Origin of the sequence: Acinetobacter sp. BIGb0196, assembly GCF_011759595.1 — a bacterium.
Lineage (GTDB): Bacteria > Pseudomonadota > Gammaproteobacteria > Pseudomonadales > Moraxellaceae > Acinetobacter > Acinetobacter guillouiae.
In genome coordinates this window covers 1,665,179-1,685,101 of record NZ_JAAOZA010000002.1, presented here as the reverse complement: position 1 = coordinate 1,685,101, position 19,923 = coordinate 1,665,179, and the positions used below count along the sequence as shown (strand labels likewise).

The window sequence follows — 19,923 nt, the reverse complement described above, 5'->3', positions numbered from 1 at the left end:
ACCGAGGTTAAATACCTCGGTTTTTTTGAATTTAATCAATATAAATTAGTACAGCTTGATAGCTCATTTTTATAGATCTTGTATAGTGATAAAAAAAGCCATACAAATGTATGGCTTTCCTTGAGTGATTCAATAATTTAAATCATCAATTTAGATTTTTCTGAGCTTGACCATATTGGTCAGCCATCACTTCAACCAATTGATCAGGTTTAATATACTTCTTAATCACAGCATCCACATCTGCTTTGGTCAATTGAGCAAACTCTTGATCTCTTAAAGCACGACTATCCATTTTCTTATTGCGTTCAAGCTGGCTGTTTAACATACGATGAATTACGCGCTCATCTTCTAAAGACGTCACACGTTGCTTCATGATATTGGCTTTAGCCGCTTCCAACTCCTGACTGGTTACTCCTGTCGCTAATAAGTCATTCAGCACTTTACGCACCACTTGCGATACTTCAGCAGATTTCCCTGCTGTGTAATTGGCTTCGATCGACAATGCGCCTGCTTCATTAAAAGAGTCCAAGTTTAATTGACTACCAAAGCCATAAACTAACGCATTTTTTTCACGAAGCTCTTGTCCTAAACGAGAAGACAATTGCGAGTCACCCAAAATATAACTAAAGACAATCAGTGCTGCGGCATCTTTATTGTCCACACCTACAGGCAAGGTCTGCAAAGCTTGATAACTGCCAAACTCACGTTGTTCTGAAAGGGCATGCACTTTCTGCGCTTTATAAGTGGTAAATTCTGTTGATAGACGCTGATAAGGTTGTTTAGCTGACCAATTTCCAAATTGTTGCTCAAGTAACTTCTTGATTGGTTTTGCATCATACTGCCCAGTGATAGAAATAAAGGCATGATCCATTGCAAAGTATGTTTTATATAAATCGACAACTTGTTGGTTGGTTGCTGCTTGAATCTGTTTTTTCGCCAGTTCTGGTTCAAAATGATAGCGTAAATCACCCGGCTGATAAGTTTCAAGTAAGCGTGCAATGGTTAAAGAGGATACTGTTTCAGGCTCAGTATATGGTCGATCCAAACTAGATAAGCTTTGTAATTTAATTAAATCAAATTGTGATTGTTCAAATTTAGGGCTCTTCATCACCGACACGATATATTTAAAGAACTCTTCAAATTTTTCTTTTTTCGCTGAAATTTGAATGGTAATCCCGTTATCCGATGCAGTCGCAGTTGCTCCACCACTTGCTTCAATAGTTTTATCTGCAATGTTCTGTAAACTATATTGCTCAGAAGCACGTAATAATAAATAAGCCGTAAAATCGAGGATTTGTGCCTTATTCATTAAAGATTCAGCTGTACCAAAATTGACCTCAATGGTTGCATAGGTTTTATCATCACGTGTCGAAGTTGGGAATAAAGCATACTTCATTCCATTTTTTAAAGTGCCACGTTGAATCTTTTTCTCTGTTGCAGTTAAATATTGTTTCGATTTTTCAACATATTGAGCAACTTCAGCTTGATAAACACTGACATCTTTTAACGGTTCTACTGCAGCAGCTTGTTGATCTAAAGTTTTTGGTTTTTCAGCAGCTTGCTTTTGCTCCAAGGCCTTTTTCTGATCTTCAGGTGTCGGTTGAATATCACCATTAAAACGGTGCTGCTCAGTTAAAAATGCTTTTAAAGTTGCATTAGTTTCAGCTACGCTTAACTTTTGAATGGCCTGTTGATCTTTAAAATATTGTGCCCAATTGCCATGCGATGACACCACATAATCACTCAACATACCACCAACAGCTGCTGCACTGGTCAATAAACTCTCATTGGCGTTCTGGATCAGATTTTTAACCCGTTTTAATTCAACATCATCAAAACTTTTATTTTTCTCTACACCGGCAATCAACGCACTGTCAATTTTTTGGGCATCATGGTTTGGTGCATATATTGCCCCCATAAACACCAAGTTAAAATCATCATCTAACCATGTTGTCGACTGGACATTGGTCGCGACGCCAGTTTCCACCATGCTGGAATATAGATGACCACTCGGTTGTAAGGTATATAAATATGGCGCAAGTGCTAATACTGGCTGAATTTTTTCATTCTTACCATTCATATAAATATTGAATTTGGCAAGATCACTGCCCTTTTTCACCACAAAATTACGATTTTTTATAGTTGAAGAATCAAGTAAAGGCACTGTTGCTTGTTGAGGAATCTTACGTGCAGCAATCGCACTAAAGTTTTTATCAATCGCTTTTAAAACTTCTGCTTTATCAAATTTACCTGCAATCACCATCACCGCATTATTCGGTGCATACCAGTCTTTATAGAATTTGTTCAATTCATTCATTTTAATTGACTGTAGTTCAGCAAGATCACCGATCGGTAAACGACCTAATGACTTATTGCCGTAGGCTGCTTTCCACATTTGATCCATCAGCACAGCAAAAGGCTGATCCATACGCACTTCGCGTTCACGCATCACAATATTGATTTCTGAAGGAACGAATTGTTCTTGAAGCACCAATTTGTCCATACGTTGTGACTCTAAATAAATCACTTCATTTAAGGTATTTTGGTCTGGACGTACAATATTGGTATATTTAGTCGAATAATAATCGGTACTGGCATTGGTCATTAACGTATATTGATCTAAACGGCGTTGAAATTCTTCGCCTTTTACATCTTGTGTGCCTTTAAACGCTAAATGTTCAAGTAAATGTGCAAGACCACCTTTGCCTTGTGGATCATTTAATGAACCAGTCAAATAAACCGTATTCATAAAGACTTTACTTTCTTTATCATTCGGTGCAAGTAAAACTCTAAAGCCATTCTCTAGCTTATATTCTTCGATATTATGTTCAGATTTAACAAGGATGGCTTGAGCAAAACTAGACGCACTAAAACCAAGAATACAAAGCGACAAGGTGAGTTTTTTCAACTGCATGAGCATAGGAGAATCCAGAATTTTTTAAATTTTAAACAGTTATAAGCTAAACATCTTAAGAAATTCTGAACAAAATTTATAGTAAAGTTTTGAAAAAAGAGCCGTTTATTTCAACGGCTTTTGTAATGATTTGAACATGTCTAGCTTAAAATCAATTTAAATAAAAATCTCAGCTTGCATAAATAACTGTGCATAGCCTGAAATTTCGATACGTTGACCGTCCTGAATATCACAAAACAATTTTCCACCGCGCGCTGATGCTTGATAACCGATAAGTTGTGTTTTACCCAGCTTTTCAGCCCATAAAGGCGCTAAACCAGTATGCATTGAACCTGTTACAGGATCTTCATCTATCCCTTTATGCGGGGCAAAATAGCGAGCCACATAATCATAATCGTTTGAAGCTGCGGTAATGGTCACATCGTAGCCTGCAGACTCCGCAGTTAATGCGGTACTCACATGATATTGTTCTGCAATTTTTCGGATATTGGGTAAGTTTGGTGTTGCATTAATCACATCTTGTGCAGATTCACAAACTAAAATATAAGCTTGCGCATTGAGGTAGACTTCTTTAAAAGGCTGATCAATGACATGATTCAATAACTCAGGATAATCGATCACTCTTTGTGGCTGGCGAATCGGGAAATTCATCTGGATCTTTCCATCCTCAGCTTGCTGGATGATAAAAATACCCAAATCTTTAACATGAAAATGAATCGTCTTCGCTTGGGTATAATCTTTAAATAAAACGAAAGCTGAAGCTAAGGTTGCATGTCCACAAAAATCGACTTCAACCTGTGGGGTAAACCAGCGAATTTGATAATTTTCATCATCAATGCGTTTTACAAAAGCAGTTTCTGCCAAATTATTTTCTAAGGCAATATTTTGCATCAAAGCATCATCCAGCCAGTCATCTAAGACCAATACAGCAGCAGGATTGCCCTTAAACAATTGTTGTGTAAAAGCATCAACTTGGTACATTTTCATTGTCAAAACTCCTCATTTTAATCTATTCTAAGTGATACTAAAAATGATTACAGATACAGTCTATGTTTTAAAATGGTTACAGTTAAAACTCTAGCTTGATCGTATTGACCATTCAAAATACACCTGTTTTATAGATTCATTTGAAGTTTATAACCTTTCCTAGATCAATAATTATGCAATAAGCACGATGAAAATAAGCATAAAACTCCGAAGCGTCGTTATAAGTAGCCTAATCCTATGTTCTCCACTGACTTTTGCAGCCGATACCATTTGGATTGCTGGAAGCACACATAAAGGGACAGTTACCGTACCGATAGAGAATGGCCCTAATGTGGTTTGGAAATGCGATGGTACTGTATGTCGGATGTCTGGTCCTTGGGGCAATCAACTTTCAATAGACTCATGTCAAAGTTTGGTCTCCCGAATTGGGAAAATCACCTTCTATAAAAATTCTGCTGGAAAAATTTGGACAAAAAATTCAAAAGAATTGGCTGAGTGTAATCAAGCAGCAAAATAGAACGTTTTAGCGCCAGCAGGCCATCATATTTGTAAGAAAGTGATCGATAAACTGCTATTTCGAGTAGTGAATACTTTGCCTTGTTTTAATGAATATGCGTTTAATGAATCAGAGTATGTTTGATAAACTTTAGTTGAAAAAAACACCTAAATGTAATTTAGGTGTTTTTATGGCATTTAAATAATATAGAAAAATGGGTTAACTATGTTTTAACTCTTCTCTCTCATCTGAAAGCAAAATGCTTTGATCTGTCTGCCCCATCAATTGACTGGTCACAACACCTGCAGTCATCGAACCATCAACATTTAACGCAGTACGCCCCATATCAATCAAAGGTTCAATGGAAATCAGCAAAGCCACCAAAGTCACAGGTAAACCCATAATCGGTAAAACAATCAGTGCAGCAAAGGTTGCACCACCACCGACACCTGCAACGCCAATTGAACTTAAAGTCACCACGCAAGCTAAAGTTAAAATCCAGATCGGATCAAGTGGATTAATCCCCACTGTTGGGGCAACCATCACCGCAAGCATTGCTGGATATAAACCCGCACAACCATTTTGCCCAATCGTTGTACCAAATGAAGCAGAAAAGCTGGCAATAGATTCAGGCACACCCAAACGGCGAGTTTGTGCTTCAATATTTAATGGAATACTTGCCGCACTCGAACGGCTGGTAAAAGCAAAGGTTAATACAGGTAAAACCTTTTTAAAGAATCGGATTGGATTAACGCCTGTCAGCAGCAATACAATTGCATGTACTGCAAACATGATAGCTAGACCCAGATAAGAGGCAACCAAGAAACCACCGAGATTAACAATGTCAGCGGCTTTAGAACTTGCCACAACTTTTGTAATCAAGGCAAATACACCATAAGGTGTAAGCGTCATCACCAATCGAACTAACTTCATCACCCACGCTTGCAAAGTATCAATTGCAGTGACGATACGTTGGCCTTTTTCGGCATCATCTCTGATCAGGTTAAGCCCTGCCAAACCGAGCATCGTAGCAAAGATCACCACACTAATGATTGAGGTTGGATGTGCCCCAGTGAGTTCAGCAAATGGATTTGTCGGCAAAAAAGATAAAATAAAATCAGGTACATTTAAGTCTGTGACTTTACCAATATATTCAGATTGAATTGCTTCAAGACGTGCTGTTTCCTGTGTCCCCTGTACAAGACCAGCCGCACTTAATCCAAATAGATTGACCACAAACACGCCAACCAAAGCGGCAATAAATGTGGTTATTAATAATGTACCAATACTAAAAATACTAATCTTGCCTAATGAAGATGCATTATGTAACTTAATCACAGCACTCAGGATCGAAACCAGCACTAATGGCATCACTACCATTTGCAAAAGCTTAACATAACCATTTCCAACGATATTAAACCATTGAATAGACTCGGTTAAAATTTCAGAATTTGTACCATAAACCCAATGTAATCCTAGCCCAAATACCACACCTAAACATAAACCGGCAAACACTTTTTTAGCCAGACTCCAATCTGTCTTTCTGGTTTGCATCAGCAGTATGATCAAGGCAATGAATATGACAATATTCAAAATGAGCGTATAGTTCATTCGAGTTCCAATAGTTTTGATCGTTTTATTATAAGCTTATTGTGAAATATCCAATAGTCTTTAGCATTTTTTGATATTTAAGTGTTGTTTTCTCAACATGCACTATTAATAATAAAAACATCACTTTAGCGCACTCATGAATTTTTTGTATAAGCTTATACAAATAAAGACTAACACCCAGAATATAGGCCATCTCATGAATTCACACATCCAAACTGTTGAACTTTCTAAGGCTTATCGCCTGTTAAATCACGGTCCAACCGTGCTTGTTTCAGCCCAGTATGAAAACGAAAACAATGTCATGGCAGCAGCATGGGCTTGTGCCTTAGAACTTGTGCCTGCCAAAGTGAGTGTGGTTTTAGACAAAAGCACAAAAACTCGTGAATTAGTTGAAAAGTCAGGTCATTTCATCCTACAGGTACCGACACTCAAACAACTTAAACTGGTACAACAATTAGGCTCAATCAGTCAGTTTAATGATCCTGAAAAACTCTCACACTGCCATACGCCACTTTTCCAATTTGAGGGATTTCATCTCCCTGCGGTTGAAGGCTGCGCTGCATGGTTGATCTGTGAACTTATTCCTGAACCGCATAATCAACAAACCCATGATTTATTTATAGGCAAAGTCGTCGCTGCGTATGCGGATGATCGCGTATTCCGCAATGGTCACTGGTATTATCATGAAGTTGGAGCTGAATGGAAAAGCCTACATCATGTTGCAGGTGGACATTACTATACGATCGGAGATCCTGTAGATGCCAATCTATAATCTATAGGCTTAATCCTCAAGAAATTTACTTGTCGATGGGCCAATCTATTTTAAATCATGTTCAATTCATAATTGTTCAATAATCTAAACAGACTGATCCCTTGATATTAATCATACATATCCTGCAATAAGCTGCGATTTTACCAACTGGTTAAGTTATGTGAATAAGCCCTGATTATTCCCAAACTAAATACTGATTATTTATTGTCATTTTTTTAAATTCACCTTAAGGTGAATTAACGGAAAATGGATAATCTGCACAATGACCAAGATCGGATCGAATAAAATTCAGCTGAGTATTTTTCTATGTCTGTGTATGTGTTTAGGCATTGGCATTCTCCGATTTTCCTATACTGCATTATTGCCCTCTACCCGTCTTGCTTATCATTGGGACTCCAGTTTTGCCAGTATCTTAAGCAGTGCAAATTTGTTGGGGTATTTAATTGGTGCATTTTGGGCAATGAAACTGCCTCAAAACTTTACCATGCCTCGATATATCATTTTGGCGGCATTTTCTGGAACGGTGAGTTTACTCAGTTGTGCTTTTTCAGGTCTTCCCGAAAGCTGGTATGTCTTTTGGCGTGTCATTTCAGGCATCAGTGGTGGCTTATTGATGATCCTAGCACCGAGTATTGTTGCACATTGCAGCAAAGCTGAAGAACGTTTAACCATCAACTTTATTGGCTTTAGTGGTATTGGCATTGGGGTATTATTGGCAACCCTGTTTTTGCCTTATCTCGACAGAATCAACACACAATCTGCATGGATGATTTTATTTGTATTCTCTGCTGTTATTTGTTTGATCATTGTTTATTTACTCAATCTGTTTAAAGATCATCTAGATCATATCAGCGTAACAAACAATCAAACGGGGGCAGTCAATGGTATGTATTTTAGTTTGCTGATTGTCTATGCTTCAAGCGCTTTTGCCTATGTTCCCCACTCATTGTTTTGGATTGATTATCTTAAAAACACCCTACATCTTAATCTATATCTAATTAACTTGAATTGGATTTTGTATGGTTCAGGCAGTGCCTTAGGTGCAATCAGTGCTTACTTACTGGCACGAAAATTTGGCAATTTTACCGCATTAAAAATATTATATAGCCTATATGTCTTGGCGATCTTTATTGCGATTTTTTCAACCCATCCAATCCTTACCTATACCTCATCCTTTTTTACAGGTTTGCTTAATCCTGCTGTGGTTTTCCTTACTTCATATACCATTTTACATCTTTATCATGTGGCCTATAAAAAACTATGGAGCATAGCAACATTAGCTTTTGCTGTAACTCAATTGGTTGGTGGAATCTGTTTTAGTAGCTTGCAACATTGGGGTGTTTCCTATCATCAGCAATTTATACTTGCCTCAGGTGTACTCGCTGTAGGTACAGCACAATTTTTTATCTATTCTATAACCCATCAAACACAACTGCATAAAAGCTAAAATAAATGATCATGTTGCGTGAATCATATTGCTATTAAAAACTTCTCCTCCCCTTCGAAAAAGATCAGGATGAGGGTGCTTTATCTTAATCTATGCTTTAAAAAAGGACAGATGAAAGAAGCCTAGTGCTTCGTTTTAGAATCGCGCCAATCTAAACACGCTAAGCCTTATCCATCGTAAAGTAACGGTTTTGCACAAAGAAATAATTTAAATATCAACCTCAAACACATAAGTTTTAGCTTTCACTTAAAGCACTTTGCTCACAGTTATTGACCATTTGGCATATAAATTGCTCTTTGTAGTGCAGGGATGGCAAAGTCATAAAGGTTTTAAGATGAATACTGAAATTAAAAAAATTCAACCTGAAGATGAAGTTTTAAGTGCAGGAAAGAACCTGACATTTGGTTTACAGCATGTACTCACCATGTATGGTGGTCTGATTGCAGCACCTTTGGTCGTAGGTACGGCGATTGGTCTAAATGCAGCTGAAATTGCCTTATTAATTACAGCATCTATTCTTGTGGGTGGTTTGGCAACATTACTACAAACGCTTGGACTAAAGTGGTTTGGTGCAAAACTTCCAATTGTACAAGGCACTTCATTTGCTGCTGTCGCAAGCATGATCGCGATTGGTACAACTGGGGGAAATATTCAAACGATTTTCGGTGCTGTGATTGTCAGTTCTATTTTCGGGATATTGATTACCCCCTTTTTCTCAAAAATAGTGCGTTTCTTTCCACCGATTGTGACGGGTTCAATTATTACTATTATTGGGATTTCACTTTTACCTGTTGCAATCCGCTGGATTATGGGCGGTAACCCTAAAGCACCCGAATGGGGCTCACTAGAAAATATAGGGATTGCAGCCTTTACCCTCGGCGTACTACTTGTGGTGAGTCGCTTTGGTTCAGCTACAATGGCGCGCCTAGGCGTACTCATTTCAATTATTGTTGGTGCAATTTTTACCATCCTGCTTGGTGTTGCTGACTTTTCAAAAGTGGGCAATGGTGATTTATTTGCTTTCCCACATCTATTTGCTTTTGGTCTACCCAGCTTTGAAATGTCTGCAATCTTAACCATGTGTATCGTGACCATCGTGATCCTTACTGAAACAACAGCCAGCCTATTAGCGATTGGTGAAATTGTTGATACAAAAATGGATAGTCATCGTTTGGCAGATGGTTTAAGAGCAGACATGCTATCTTCTGCGATTGCGCCATTATTTGGTTCATTTATGCAATGTGCTTTTGTCCAAAACGTGGGGCTGGTTGCCATTTCAGGTGTTAAAAGTCGTTTTGTCGTAGCAACGGGTGGTGCTATTTTAGTTGTACTGGGTTTATTACCGATTTTCGGACGCTTAATTGCTGCGATTCCGATGCCTGTTTTAGGTGGCGCAGGTATTGTTTTATTTGGTAGCGTTGCAGCAAGCGGTATTCGTACATTATCTAAAGTGGATTATCAAACCCAATCCAATCTTATCATTGTTGCTGTGTCGATCTGTGTCGGCTTAATTCCTTTAATCAGCCCTGATTTCTTTCATGCCTTTCCCAAAGTATTCCAAACTTTATTTCATTCAGGAATAAGTGCGACGTGTATAGCAGCAGTATTACTCAATATTTTCTTTAATCACCTTTCATTTGGTAAAAAACCTGTTGGATCTTCAGTCAAAAATGTACAAACGGCCATACATTGAGATAAAAAAAGCAGAGCTTTAATAAAAGCTCTGCTTTTTTACTTACCACGCTCTATTTAACCGCCAAGAAAAGCAAATGACTGCATGCTTCTCTTAAAACCATTATTTTGTGGTTGGCATATGCTTTTTAATAAAGGCAACCAATTCAGGATTTTTTTCAACAATCGCTTGAGTATGGCTGGCATCTTTCACAGGTAAGAACGTTACATCTGTACCCATATCTTTTAAACGTTGTTGCAATCCTTCCGTCACAGGATAAGGTACTGCCATATCAGCAGTCCCCTGGATAATCATCACAGGACTATTAATTTTTTTAGTTGCAGGTTGGTTCTCAGCTAAGAATTTTTTTACTGTCGGATTTTCTTGGAAATTATCGACTAATCCAGGATAGTCTAAAACAGTTTTTCCGCCATTCCTAACAATATAATCACGGATATCATCAGCAAATTTATTATGCAATTCATCTAGACATAAGCCATTTTCGCCCGTTGAACCTTCAGCCTCTGCAGCAATATCTCTTGAACGCTCTTTAAAAACTTCTCGATAATTAAACTTAGGTTCATAAGCAGTCACACCAACTGTGGTATAAGCAGCATATGCCAATAATTCAGCATAAACTTCAACAGCAGTCCCTACTGGGGCTGTTCCAGCTTGTTCTTTTTGAAGGATATCTCGAATTGCTTGTGGCGCAACGACAGAAATAATATAACCCAAACTTGAGGCAGGTGCGCCTGCGACAGCACCTTTATAATTGGCATCACTATTGGAAAGCTCAGCGGTTCCTAAAGAACCATGCCCACCCTGCGATTGGCCGACAGACATCCATTGACCATTGATCTGATTACCATAGCGCTCTTTATATGCTTTCACTGCATAAATCGCTGAGTTAGCTTCACTCTTTAGATTTAAATACGGATGCATACCCGGTGTGCCCAAGCCTTCATAATCAGGGGCAATAATCACATAGCCTTCATTTAACAGGCTTTGCGCCATATTTTTAAATCGTGGGTTAAACTTATTTCTACTCGGTGCGCAACTATCACCAACGCCAACCGTGCCATGCTCCCAAACCACAACTTTCCAACCATCTGCAGGTCGTGTTGTTTTAGGGATGAAAACCATTGCTGTAGCTTTCTTAGTTTCATTCAGTACATTCGGCATATTATAAGTCATGACTTTGACTGATGTAGCCTCATTGATTACATCTGAATTATATGTATTTTCAGATACATAATTCTTATTTGAACCCCAGTTATTCCAGTTATTATCGTCATCATTACATGCAGTTAAAAATAATACTGAACCGCAGGTCATTGCCAATAATGTTCGTTTAAATAATGTTTTCATTCAAATTCCTCAGTTTTTATTGTTTGAACAACTCCGTGTTCAAGCTACTAATTAAGCATAAAAAAAAGTATCTTGCTAGGATACTTTTAACCAAATAGTAAAATAATATATAGATACAAGTGTTTATCTTTAATTTAAATTCGATTATGTCCAATCCATGTAATAGAAACGCCAGCATTAGTCATTCAACCATCCCACGGATTACGCAGAAATACATCATTATGGATCATAGAAATAGCTTAAAAAAAATGTGATCTCGAATGCCAGTTGAGATAAATAACGATCATGCTTTATAAATAGCCTTGATCAAAAGCCAATCAAATCTTCTATAAAAGTGTATAAATGAACATATATAAATACAAAAAAGCAGAGCTTCGATGGAAACTCTGCTTTTTATAAAAGGTCACTGACAATTTTAACTATAGATAAAACCAAGTGATTTGATGATTTTCTAAAAACACTTATTTCGTAGTTGGCATATGTTTTTTAATAAACTCAACCAGTTCAGTATTCTTCGCTATAATCGCTCCAGTATGATTCGCACCTTCCACAGCTAAGAATGTGACATCAGTTCCCATTGCTTTTAAGTCTTTTTGTAATTTATCTGTGACTGTATAAGGCACAGAGGTATCTTCAGTCCCCTGAATAATCATCACAGGCGTATTAATTCTTTTCGTTGCAGGTTGATTATCTGCCAAGAATTTTTTCAAGGTCGGGTTCTCTTTGAAATTATCGATTAATCCTGGATAATCTAAAACAGTTTTACCGCTATTGTCCTTGAGATAGCCTTTAATATCATCAACAAATTTAGTTTTTAAATCGGTAAAGCATAAACCGTTCTCCCCTGTTGAACCTTCAGCCTCTGCAACAATACTTTTTGAACGCTCTTTAAACACATCTCGATAGTTAAACTTAGGCTCATAAGCGGTCACGCCAACAACGGCAAAAGACGTATAGGTCAATAATGTAGCAGATACATCAGTTGCGGCATCCACCTTTCCATCTTTAAGTAGCTTTTGAATCGCTTTCGGTGCAACATCAGCAATGATATCCCCCAAACTTGAGGCTGGTGCGCCTGCCACAGCACCTTTATAGTTGGCATCACTATTGGAAAACTCAGCGGTACCTAAAGACGCTTGTCCGCCCTGAGATTGCCCGACTGACATCCATTGACCATTGATTTGATTACCATAACGCTCTTTATATGCTTTCACTGCATAAATTGCTGAGTTTGCTTCGCTCTTTAGATTTAAATATGGGTGCATACCTGGCGTGCCCAAGCCTTCATAATCAGGGGCGAGAATCACATAACCTTCTTTTAATAGACTCTGTGCCATCCCTATAAATCGATCATTAATTTCATTTCTACTCGGTGCGCAACCATCACCCACACCTACAGTACCATGCTCCCAAACCACTACCTTCCAACCATCAGTAGGTCTCTTGGTTTTTGGAACAAAAACCATTGCTGTAGCTTTCTTAGTTCCACCGAGTACATAGGGCATATTATAGGTCATGACTTTGATTGATTCAGCCTCAGGCATGCGACCTAAATTATAGGTACTCTCAGACACATAATCTTTATTTGAACCCCAGTTATCCTTGTTATCATCATCATTACATGCAGTTAAGAATAATGCTGAACCGCAAGTCATTGCCAATAGGGTTTGTTTAAATATTGCTTTCATTACAAATTCCTCAATTTTTTTATTGTTTTGAACAGCTCCGTGTTCACCCTTAATTAAGCACAAATAAATGCGTCTTGCTACAATATTTTTTAATAAAACAGAGGAATATCTCACATTTATAAATTATTATTTTTCTTTATCTAGTGAAATTTCATCAATATTTCGTATTATTATAAATACAGATGAAATTTCAAAAGTGGTTTATTTTAATAATTTAAATTCAAAATAATGCAATAAAAATGCCGACAAAGATAATTAAACCGACCCAACGGTTATGTCTAAATGCCCAAAAGCATAATTGTGGATCTCGCGCTTTGGTTTTAGACCATTGGTAAATAAAATCAGCAACAACCAATAACAAGGCAATCAAGCCAAATGGAATCAATATATTTTCTAAATACAATGCTGTACCAATCAACAATACACTGGTCAATTGCAATAAAGAGATAATCTGAATATCGTATTTTCCAAAAAGAATAGCGGTGGATTTCACGCCAATTTTTAAATCATATTCACGATCTGTAATTGCATATTGGGTATCATATGCCACCGTCCATGCTAAATTGCCAAAATAAAGCAACCAACAGGTCCAGTCTAAAGGTTTTCCCATTGCGGTAAACGACATCGGAATACCCCAAGAAAATGCCATCCCTAAGACCACTTGTGGTAAATGGGTATAACGCTTCATAAAGGGATAAATAAAGGCGAGGACTAAACCTGCAAGCGCACAGTAAAAAGTTGCGATCGGTAAGAAAAATAAAGTACACGCACTGGCGGCCACCAAACCAATGAACACCCAAATCGCTTCTTTGGCTGAGATCACCCCAGTAGCCAGTGGACGATTTTTAGTTCGTTCCACATGTGCATCAACTTTACGATCAGCAAAATCATTGATCGCACAACCGGCTGCGCGCATAAAAATTGTCCCCAAGACCATTGCAACCAGTGTCACAATATCGGGGATACCTTCTGCAGCAATCCATAATGCCCACATGGTCGGCCATAAAACCAATTCTGTCCCAACTGGTTTATCAAAACGACACAGATAATAATAAGCTTCTAACCGTTGTTGCCAAGTGGTGTGTTGCGCGATCGACATGACAGTCCTTCAATACTCTATTTTGAAATATGCTGTTGTTGCAAAAATTGCTCAAAGGCAGGTAGAAAAGTCTCTTGAACAATAAATTTACAACCATGCCAAGTATAACAACTTTGACGTGTCCAACCTTCTGCTAATTTTAAAACACGCCGTTCACACAGCGGATTGGTACGTTGAAATAAAAATTTTCCGATCGGTTTGGTTCGAATATGCTTAAATAAACGTGCTTTGCCATGGATACTAAGAATAGGAAAAATACTTTTTGCTTTTACCCAAGGTTGTTCATCGCAACCAAATAAGTAACTTTCACGTACCCATGAGGTATGTTGCTGTGGCATCAGCATCCATTGACTATCCAGCACACTCATTCTTTGATAATGCTCTTGAATCGGTTGAACTTTAAAAACACCACCCGCGACATCAGTTAACTGCTGAGTCAGTGAACCTTGTGCATACAACCATGTTTTTAATTCAGGAGGAAACTTCTTATCCCGTATTGTGCATGATTGTTTCAATGTTCAGCCCTTCAAATTTTGGATGACTTAGTGTAACTGAATTTTTTTGTTTTGTTTAAATTGATCGTCTGAATCCTAAAATTGAATGAACAATCCATCAAAAATAAAAACAGGGAAACGAGAGATTCAAGTGAAAATTAAGATAACTTTATTTCATCAACTTCGCACCAACTGGTTTTCTCTTTTAATCACTATTTTGATTTGTATCACTTTCTGCTACATTTTAAATATTAACACTGATCTCAGGTATTTTAGGGCCTCGCATAATGAATATAAAAACAGCACTACAACTCAGCATTTTATGCATTCCTTCAACATATAGCTTTGCACTTAACTTATCCAATTCACCGATTCAACAAGTCACACTGTATCCTGCACTGGCAAAAATTGAACGAACCATCCCTGTACAAGCAGGAGAACAACTCGTTACCCTGAATGGTCTTGCGGCTAACTTCAATATCGATCAACTGCAATATCAAAGTAGCAATATTGAAGTCAATGCGGTTTCGCATACAGATAGCGCACTGGATAAACCTGCTGGAAATGAGTCTTCTCAATTGCGCAATAATATAGAGGATATTAAAAAGAAAATTTCTGAACAAAACTCAATTATTCAAGCGGCTGAATTACAAAATAAGTTTTTAGAAAATGTCATTAAAGGCTCTGCACCAAAAGTACGCAAACAAGCCTATGAGGCCTTTATTGCCATTGATCAAGCCAAGGCAGAAAAAGAAAAGTTACAACAACGTTTACAAGAGCTTGAGCAAGACTTAAATGCCATTGGCGACAGCGAGTTTAACCAACGTACACTTAAATTTTATGTCAATGCACCACAACGTGGTGAAATTAAAATTAGCTATATGGTGCCTTATGCACGCTGGCAACCGATATATAAAGCTGAATTAAATACCCAAACCAAGCAAATTAAACTCACCCGTATGGCGATGATTGCACAAAAAACTGGGGAAGACTGGAACAATGTTAAATTGGCATTGTCCACAGCAACACCGCAAAACTACGTTCAACAAGTTCAACCACAACAATGGTGGGTCAACTATTACGAACCAGAACCTGTACGACCAATTTATCCAGTTGCACCAGCACCTATTGCGATGGCTGAAATGAGTTATGATAGAAAGTCGACAGCCGCAGTCAAAAAAGCACCCCCGCAATTCCCACAGTTTCAAGCAGCTGATTTAAATTTTAGTACTGAATTCCGTTCAGAGACCAAAGCCTCCATTCCAAGCAGTCAACAACAAATCTATTTACCTTTAAGCACTGAACAATACGCAGCGAAACTTTCAGTTTGGGCGATCCCGAAACAAAGCACTCAAGCCACAATTAATGCTGAAATTTCAAAACTTGATCAAAATTGGCCTTCTGGGACTGTAAAACTATATCTTGATGGCGACTATATTGGGCAAAGAGCTTGGAGCAATAGCGCAGATGAAGCACTTCAAATGAGCTTTGGTACAGATGATCAAATTCAAGTTAAAGTGACTGATTTAACCGATAAGAAAAATCCAGTCAAAGGTACTCAATCTGAAACCATCCGAAAACAGCAATATTCAGTGCAAAACTTACATAGCTACCCAATTCAAGTCACGATTTTTGAACCTGAACCACAAAGCCAGAACGGTAAACTCAGCATACAATCGACCTATAATATCCCCCCGACTGCAACACAATGGAATGGACAACCCAATATCAACCAATGGCAAATCGATTTAAATCCAAAACAGATTTATAAATTAGATATTCAACACCAATTTAAGTATCCAAGCAAAGGAAGAACTTCAGGTTTTTAACTTTTGTTTTTTATATAAAATTTAGCCCAGTAATGACTGGGCTTTATTTAAACAGGTAAATTTTATCTCTTAAATTTTTATTAGAGATAATCGCCTTCTCTTTCAGGCTGATACAATATTTTTTCAATTTTAACTTTCATCAAATGACCATCAGGCTGTGGCCATTCAATTTCCTGTCCTTCAGCCAAGCCAAGAATTGCAGTACCTACAGGTGCAACCACATTGACCTGCCCTGCCTCACCACGAAAATCATGCGGATAGACCAAGGTAATTTCTGTTGCTTCCGTTGAGGGTGCTATGGTGATTAAAACCTTTGCATTCATGGTCACCACATTGGGCGGCATATCTTGAGGCGCAACCACATCTGCTCGTGCCAATTCCTCTTCTAAATGTTGCATCGTCACAGTCAATTTCGACTGATGTTCCAACATCGTTTCTAAGCGATGTAAATCTTGTTCTGAAATAATAATATTTGGTTTACTAGCCATGTGCCTAATTCCTTCGATCTTTCACATCATTTGGGTATAGCAGCGATGTTTATAATAGGTCTGTTGACATTTCATAAATGAATTAAGCCACAAGCCGAAAATTACAGCATGTAACCTATATGTCGGAAACGTGAAACGAAGTATCAATAAACTCCCATAATCTACTTCTTTTATAACAGATATTTACTTCGGTGTTTAAGCTTTTCAACTTATTCAACAACCATAAAAAAAGCCCCCTTGAGAGGAGGCCTTCTCAAGTTAATGCTTATTTAGCATAAACGGGGAATTTTGCACAGACTGTTTCAACTTTTGCTTTCACCGCATTGATAACAGCTTCATCACCTTTTGCATCGAGGATATCCGCAATCCAACCAGCCAAGTCGCGAACTTCAGCTTCACCAAAACCACGTGTTGTTACTGCTGGCGTACCGATACGGATACCTGAAGTAACAAATGGAGAACGTGGATCATTTGGTACAGCATTTTTGTTTACAGTAATATGAGCAGCGCCTAACCAAGCATCAGCATCTTTACCTGTCACATCTTGCTTAATTAAAGACAACAAGAATAAATGGTTTTCTGTACCACCAGATACAACATCATAACCACGTGAAATCAATACTTCAGCCATCGCTTTAGCATTTACAACCACTTGTTTTTGATATTCTTTGTATTCAGGCATCATTGCTTCTTTAAAGCAAATTGCTTTTGCTGCTATAGCATGAACCAATGGACCACCTTGGTTACCTGGGAATACAGCAGATTGAAGCTTTTTCTCAATTTCTTCGTTTGCTTTTGCAAGGATTAAACCAGAACGTGGGCCACGCAAAGTTTTATGCGTAGTCGTGGTTGTTACATCAGCAATTTGAACTGGGCTTGGGTACACACCTGCAGCAACTAAACCAGCAACGTGAGCCATATCTACAAATAAGTAAGCGCCAACTTTATCCGCAATTTCACGGAAACGTTGCCAATCTACAATTTGGCTATATGCAGAGAAACCTGCAACGATCATACGTGGTTTATGCTCTATAGCTAAACGCTCAACTTCTTCGTAATCAATTTCACCAGTTTCTACGTTTAAACCATATTGAACAGCATTATATGATTTACCAGAGAAATTGACTTTAGCACCATGGGTCAAATGACCACCATGTGCCAAGCTCATACCTAAAACAGTATCGCCTGGGTTGAGTAAAGCAAGATAAACTGCTGAGTTTGCTTGAGAACCTGCGTGTGGCTGAACATTTGCATAGTCAGCACCAAATAATGCTTTAGCACGATCGATCGCCAATTGTTCGATCACATCAACATATTCACAACCGCCATAATAGCGCTTGCCAGGGTAACCTTCCGCATATTTGTTAGTGAGTTTTGACCCTTGTGCTTCCATAACAGCTGGTGAGCAATAGTTTTCAGATGCGATTAACTCAATATGAGCTTCTTGACGGGCATCTTCTTGAGTGATTGCTTGAGCAATTTCTGGATCAAATTCAGAAATAGAGATATTGGCGAACATTAGCGAGGTCCTATGAATTAGGGCTTTTAAGCCGTGCTAAGATTGCGCGTATTGTAGCATGAAGTTTGTAATTAAACAGAATCAAGTTTGCTCCGTTTTAAATAAAAATGGCTCATGTTGAAAACATAAGCCATTTGCTCAAATCTACAATTTAAAATAGTTATTGTGCTGCAAACATTCCTTTTACATCAGCCACAATATTGTCGATATTTTCAGAATAGGCTTTACCATGATCCCAAGTTGGTTCGGTAATGTAATGCACCTTCGTCGCCAGTGCTTTCGCCGTACCATATAAGGTATCTGTTGCTGCTTTCGGTACAGTGGTATCAGCGCCACCTTGATAGATGATGATAGGTGTTTTAACTTGAACTTGTAGAGGTTGCGAATCTTTCTCTAAGAAAGTTTTAACGGCTGGTAAAGACATAAAGGTATCTGTTTTTCTTGGATAATTTTTCAATGATCCATTGATTGCAACATACTGTCCCATTGCTCCCCCGAACTTATCGCCTAGTTGAGAAGAACAAACAGATTCTGCTTGTTTAGCAATCGCATCAGTCGGCACTTTAAAGACTTGGCTATAGTCTAAAGTTGGGTTTGCATTACGTAAGCCTGCCGCGATCAGAGCGGTAAACGTATCTAAAGATGCATAAACTGGAATCTGTTGAACAGGCGTTGCATTTGCCACACTAGATTCTCCAGCATTTAGAATCAAATTCAGTTGTGACGCAGGTGCAACAGCAACCGTACCTTTATAGTCTAAATTTGCACGATCAGCATATTGTGCAGCACCTAAAGCAGCTTGACCACCTTGCGAGTGTCCAACAGTCACCCATTGTTTCGATGCTTTGTTACCTAACCAATTACGGGTTGCAACCACAGCATCTGTAATCGAGTAACCTTCACTTTTTACATTTAAGAATGGATGGAGTTCAGTTCCACTCGGCTCGCCTAAACCTTCATAGTCTGGTGCAACAACCACATAGCCTTCCGCAAGGAATTTAGAAATCATTTTTTTAATATCATCATTCGTCGCATTACGGCTTGGTGCACATACATCAGCGACACCTGTTGTACCATGCGCCCAAACTACGATAGGCCAACCTGAAGCTGGTGGTGCAGTTTTAGGCGTAAATACCAATGAGGTTGCTTGTACTTCAGTTCCCTTCACCCCTTTCATTTTATAGGTCATCACTACACTATCTGCCGCCACCGCAGAAAAATCTGTCTTGGTATATGCTATAGGTGTACCAACAACAGGATTTGCAATAGTGTTTAGATCCGTATTTGAAGGTGATTCATAAGAATTTCCCCCACTACCACCGTTATTACACGCGGATAAAACCAAACCTGAACTTAGAATTAAAATTGATAATGCATTTTTTTTCATGTGACTTATTCCTTAAAGCACAATTTTTTTAAAGTTATATATACGGCTGAGCGCGTATAATTCTTTCATCAATACTTCAAAAAAAAATGTTAGGCAAGTTTTTTTAATCATTATTTAAATTTTCACTTTATTTTTGTCTTATAGCAAATACT

General features: G+C 38.2%; 15 protein-coding genes. 5 read left to right on the top strand and 10 right to left on the bottom strand.

Annotated features, from left to right (window positions below; all coding sequences use genetic code 11):
• Positions 1-145: 145 nt before the first annotated feature.
• A complete protein-coding gene (locus FHR28_RS20580; protein WP_166783439.1) occupies positions 146-2,920 on the bottom strand; it encodes a M16 family metallopeptidase in 2,775 nt (924 codons plus the stop codon).
• 150 nt (positions 2,921-3,070) lie between these two features.
• Positions 3,071-3,901, bottom strand: a complete 831-nt coding sequence (locus FHR28_RS20575; RefSeq protein ID WP_166783438.1) for a PhzF family phenazine biosynthesis protein — start codon at positions 3,899-3,901, stop codon at positions 3,071-3,073.
• Positions 3,902-4,088: 187 nt separating this feature from the next.
• Here FHR28_RS20575 and FHR28_RS20570 point away from each other — a divergent pair, with 187 nt between their 5' ends.
• Complete coding sequence (locus FHR28_RS20570) at positions 4,089-4,418, top strand: hypothetical protein (protein WP_004721915.1); 330 nt, start codon at positions 4,089-4,091, stop codon at positions 4,416-4,418.
• A gap of 198 nt (positions 4,419-4,616) precedes the next feature.
• On the opposite strand, the gene FHR28_RS20565 is transcribed toward FHR28_RS20570, so the two are convergent.
• The gene (locus FHR28_RS20565; protein WP_034612245.1) at positions 4,617-6,008 is read right to left on the bottom strand and encodes an L-cystine transporter; all 1,392 of its coding nucleotides are present in this window, start codon (positions 6,006-6,008) and stop codon (positions 4,617-4,619) included.
• A 196-nt stretch (positions 6,009-6,204) separates the two neighbouring features.
• Between FHR28_RS20565 and FHR28_RS20560 the strand changes: the two genes are divergently transcribed.
• The 3 genes from FHR28_RS20560 (at position 6,205) to FHR28_RS20550 (ending at position 9,920) form a co-directional block, all read left to right on the top strand.
• Positions 6,205-6,780 (top strand): flavin reductase family protein, encoded by a 576-nt coding sequence (locus FHR28_RS20560; protein WP_166783437.1) that lies wholly within the window; start codon positions 6,205-6,207, stop codon positions 6,778-6,780.
• A 262-nt stretch (positions 6,781-7,042) separates the two neighbouring features.
• Entirely contained in the window at positions 7,043-8,227 is a 1,185-nt protein-coding gene (locus tag FHR28_RS20555; RefSeq protein WP_166783436.1) for a YbfB/YjiJ family MFS transporter, read from the top strand.
• A 334-nt stretch (positions 8,228-8,561) separates the two neighbouring features.
• Positions 8,562-9,920 (top strand): nucleobase:cation symporter-2 family protein, encoded by a 1,359-nt coding sequence (locus FHR28_RS20550; protein ID WP_166783435.1) that lies wholly within the window; start codon positions 8,562-8,564, stop codon positions 9,918-9,920.
• Positions 9,921-10,022: 102 nt separating this feature from the next.
• On the opposite strand, the gene FHR28_RS20545 is transcribed toward FHR28_RS20550, so the two are convergent.
• The 4 genes from FHR28_RS20545 to FHR28_RS20530 all read right to left on the bottom strand — a co-directional run bounded on the left by FHR28_RS20545 (position 10,023) and on the right by FHR28_RS20530 (position 14,569).
• A complete protein-coding gene (locus FHR28_RS20545) occupies positions 10,023-11,267 on the bottom strand; it encodes a lipase family protein (RefSeq protein WP_166783434.1) in 1,245 nt (414 codons plus the stop codon).
• A gap of 461 nt (positions 11,268-11,728) precedes the next feature.
• Positions 11,729-12,955: an alpha/beta hydrolase family protein gene (locus tag FHR28_RS20540; RefSeq protein WP_166783433.1), complete on the bottom strand. Its 1,227-nt coding sequence runs from the start codon at positions 12,953-12,955 to the stop codon at positions 11,729-11,731.
• Positions 12,956-13,175: 220 nt separating this feature from the next.
• Positions 13,176-14,054 (bottom strand): 4-hydroxybenzoate octaprenyltransferase, encoded by an 879-nt coding sequence (gene ubiA / locus FHR28_RS20535; protein WP_004721940.1) that lies wholly within the window; start codon positions 14,052-14,054, stop codon positions 13,176-13,178.
• Between the two features lie 17 nt (positions 14,055-14,071).
• Positions 14,072-14,569 (bottom strand): chorismate--pyruvate lyase family protein, encoded by a 498-nt coding sequence (locus tag FHR28_RS20530; RefSeq protein ID WP_004721942.1) that lies wholly within the window; start codon positions 14,567-14,569, stop codon positions 14,072-14,074.
• A gap of 266 nt (positions 14,570-14,835) precedes the next feature.
• On the opposite strand from FHR28_RS20530, the gene FHR28_RS20525 reads away from it, so the two are divergent.
• Entirely contained in the window at positions 14,836-16,377 is a 1,542-nt protein-coding gene (locus tag FHR28_RS20525; protein ID WP_166783432.1) for a DUF4139 domain-containing protein, read from the top strand.
• Positions 16,378-16,457: 80 nt separating this feature from the next.
• Here FHR28_RS20525 and rnk read toward each other — a convergent pair whose 3' ends face one another.
• The 3 genes from rnk to FHR28_RS20510 form a co-directional block, all read right to left on the bottom strand.
• Positions 16,458-16,865, bottom strand: a complete 408-nt coding sequence (gene rnk, locus FHR28_RS20520; RefSeq protein WP_004820092.1) for a nucleoside diphosphate kinase regulator — start codon at positions 16,863-16,865, stop codon at positions 16,458-16,460.
• A 265-nt stretch (positions 16,866-17,130) separates the two neighbouring features.
• Positions 17,131-18,384: a serine hydroxymethyltransferase gene (gene glyA / locus FHR28_RS20515; RefSeq protein ID WP_004721949.1), complete on the bottom strand. Its 1,254-nt coding sequence runs from the start codon at positions 18,382-18,384 to the stop codon at positions 17,131-17,133.
• A gap of 160 nt (positions 18,385-18,544) precedes the next feature.
• The gene (locus FHR28_RS20510; RefSeq protein WP_166783431.1) at positions 18,545-19,771 is read right to left on the bottom strand and encodes an alpha/beta hydrolase family protein; all 1,227 of its coding nucleotides are present in this window, start codon (positions 19,769-19,771) and stop codon (positions 18,545-18,547) included.
• Positions 19,772-19,923: the final 152 nt, after the last annotated feature.

What these genes read in the sequence shown, in the direction of transcription:
- FHR28_RS20575 (WP_166783438.1), bottom strand. Translation starts at nt 3,901, where the DNA reads ATGAAAATGTACCAAGTTGATGCTTTTACACAACAATTGTTTAAGGGC.
- ubiA (WP_004721940.1), bottom strand. Translation starts at nt 14,054, where the DNA reads ATGTCGATCGCGCAACACACCACTTGGCAACAACGGTTAGAAGCTTAT.
- FHR28_RS20550 (WP_166783435.1), top strand. Translation starts at nt 8,562, where the DNA reads ATGAATACTGAAATTAAAAAAATTCAACCTGAAGATGAAGTTTTAAGT.
- FHR28_RS20570 (WP_004721915.1), top strand. Translation starts at nt 4,089, where the DNA reads ATGAAAATAAGCATAAAACTCCGAAGCGTCGTTATAAGTAGCCTAATC.
- FHR28_RS20510 (WP_166783431.1), bottom strand. Translation starts at nt 19,771, where the DNA reads ATGAAAAAAAATGCATTATCAATTTTAATTCTAAGTTCAGGTTTGGTT.
- FHR28_RS20555 (WP_166783436.1), top strand. Translation starts at nt 7,043, where the DNA reads ATGACCAAGATCGGATCGAATAAAATTCAGCTGAGTATTTTTCTATGT.
- FHR28_RS20525 (WP_166783432.1), top strand. Translation starts at nt 14,836, where the DNA reads ATGAATATAAAAACAGCACTACAACTCAGCATTTTATGCATTCCTTCA.
- FHR28_RS20580 (WP_166783439.1), bottom strand. Translation starts at nt 2,920, where the DNA reads ATGCTCATGCAGTTGAAAAAACTCACCTTGTCGCTTTGTATTCTTGGT.
- FHR28_RS20565 (WP_034612245.1), bottom strand. Translation starts at nt 6,008, where the DNA reads ATGAACTATACGCTCATTTTGAATATTGTCATATTCATTGCCTTGATC.
- FHR28_RS20545 (WP_166783434.1), bottom strand. Translation starts at nt 11,267, where the DNA reads ATGAAAACATTATTTAAACGAACATTATTGGCAATGACCTGCGGTTCA.
- rnk (WP_004820092.1), bottom strand. Translation starts at nt 16,865, where the DNA reads ATGGCTAGTAAACCAAATATTATTATTTCAGAACAAGATTTACATCGC.
- FHR28_RS20560 (WP_166783437.1), top strand. Translation starts at nt 6,205, where the DNA reads ATGAATTCACACATCCAAACTGTTGAACTTTCTAAGGCTTATCGCCTG.
- FHR28_RS20540 (WP_166783433.1), bottom strand. Translation starts at nt 12,955, where the DNA reads ATGAAAGCAATATTTAAACAAACCCTATTGGCAATGACTTGCGGTTCA.
- glyA (WP_004721949.1), bottom strand. Translation starts at nt 18,384, where the DNA reads ATGTTCGCCAATATCTCTATTTCTGAATTTGATCCAGAAATTGCTCAA.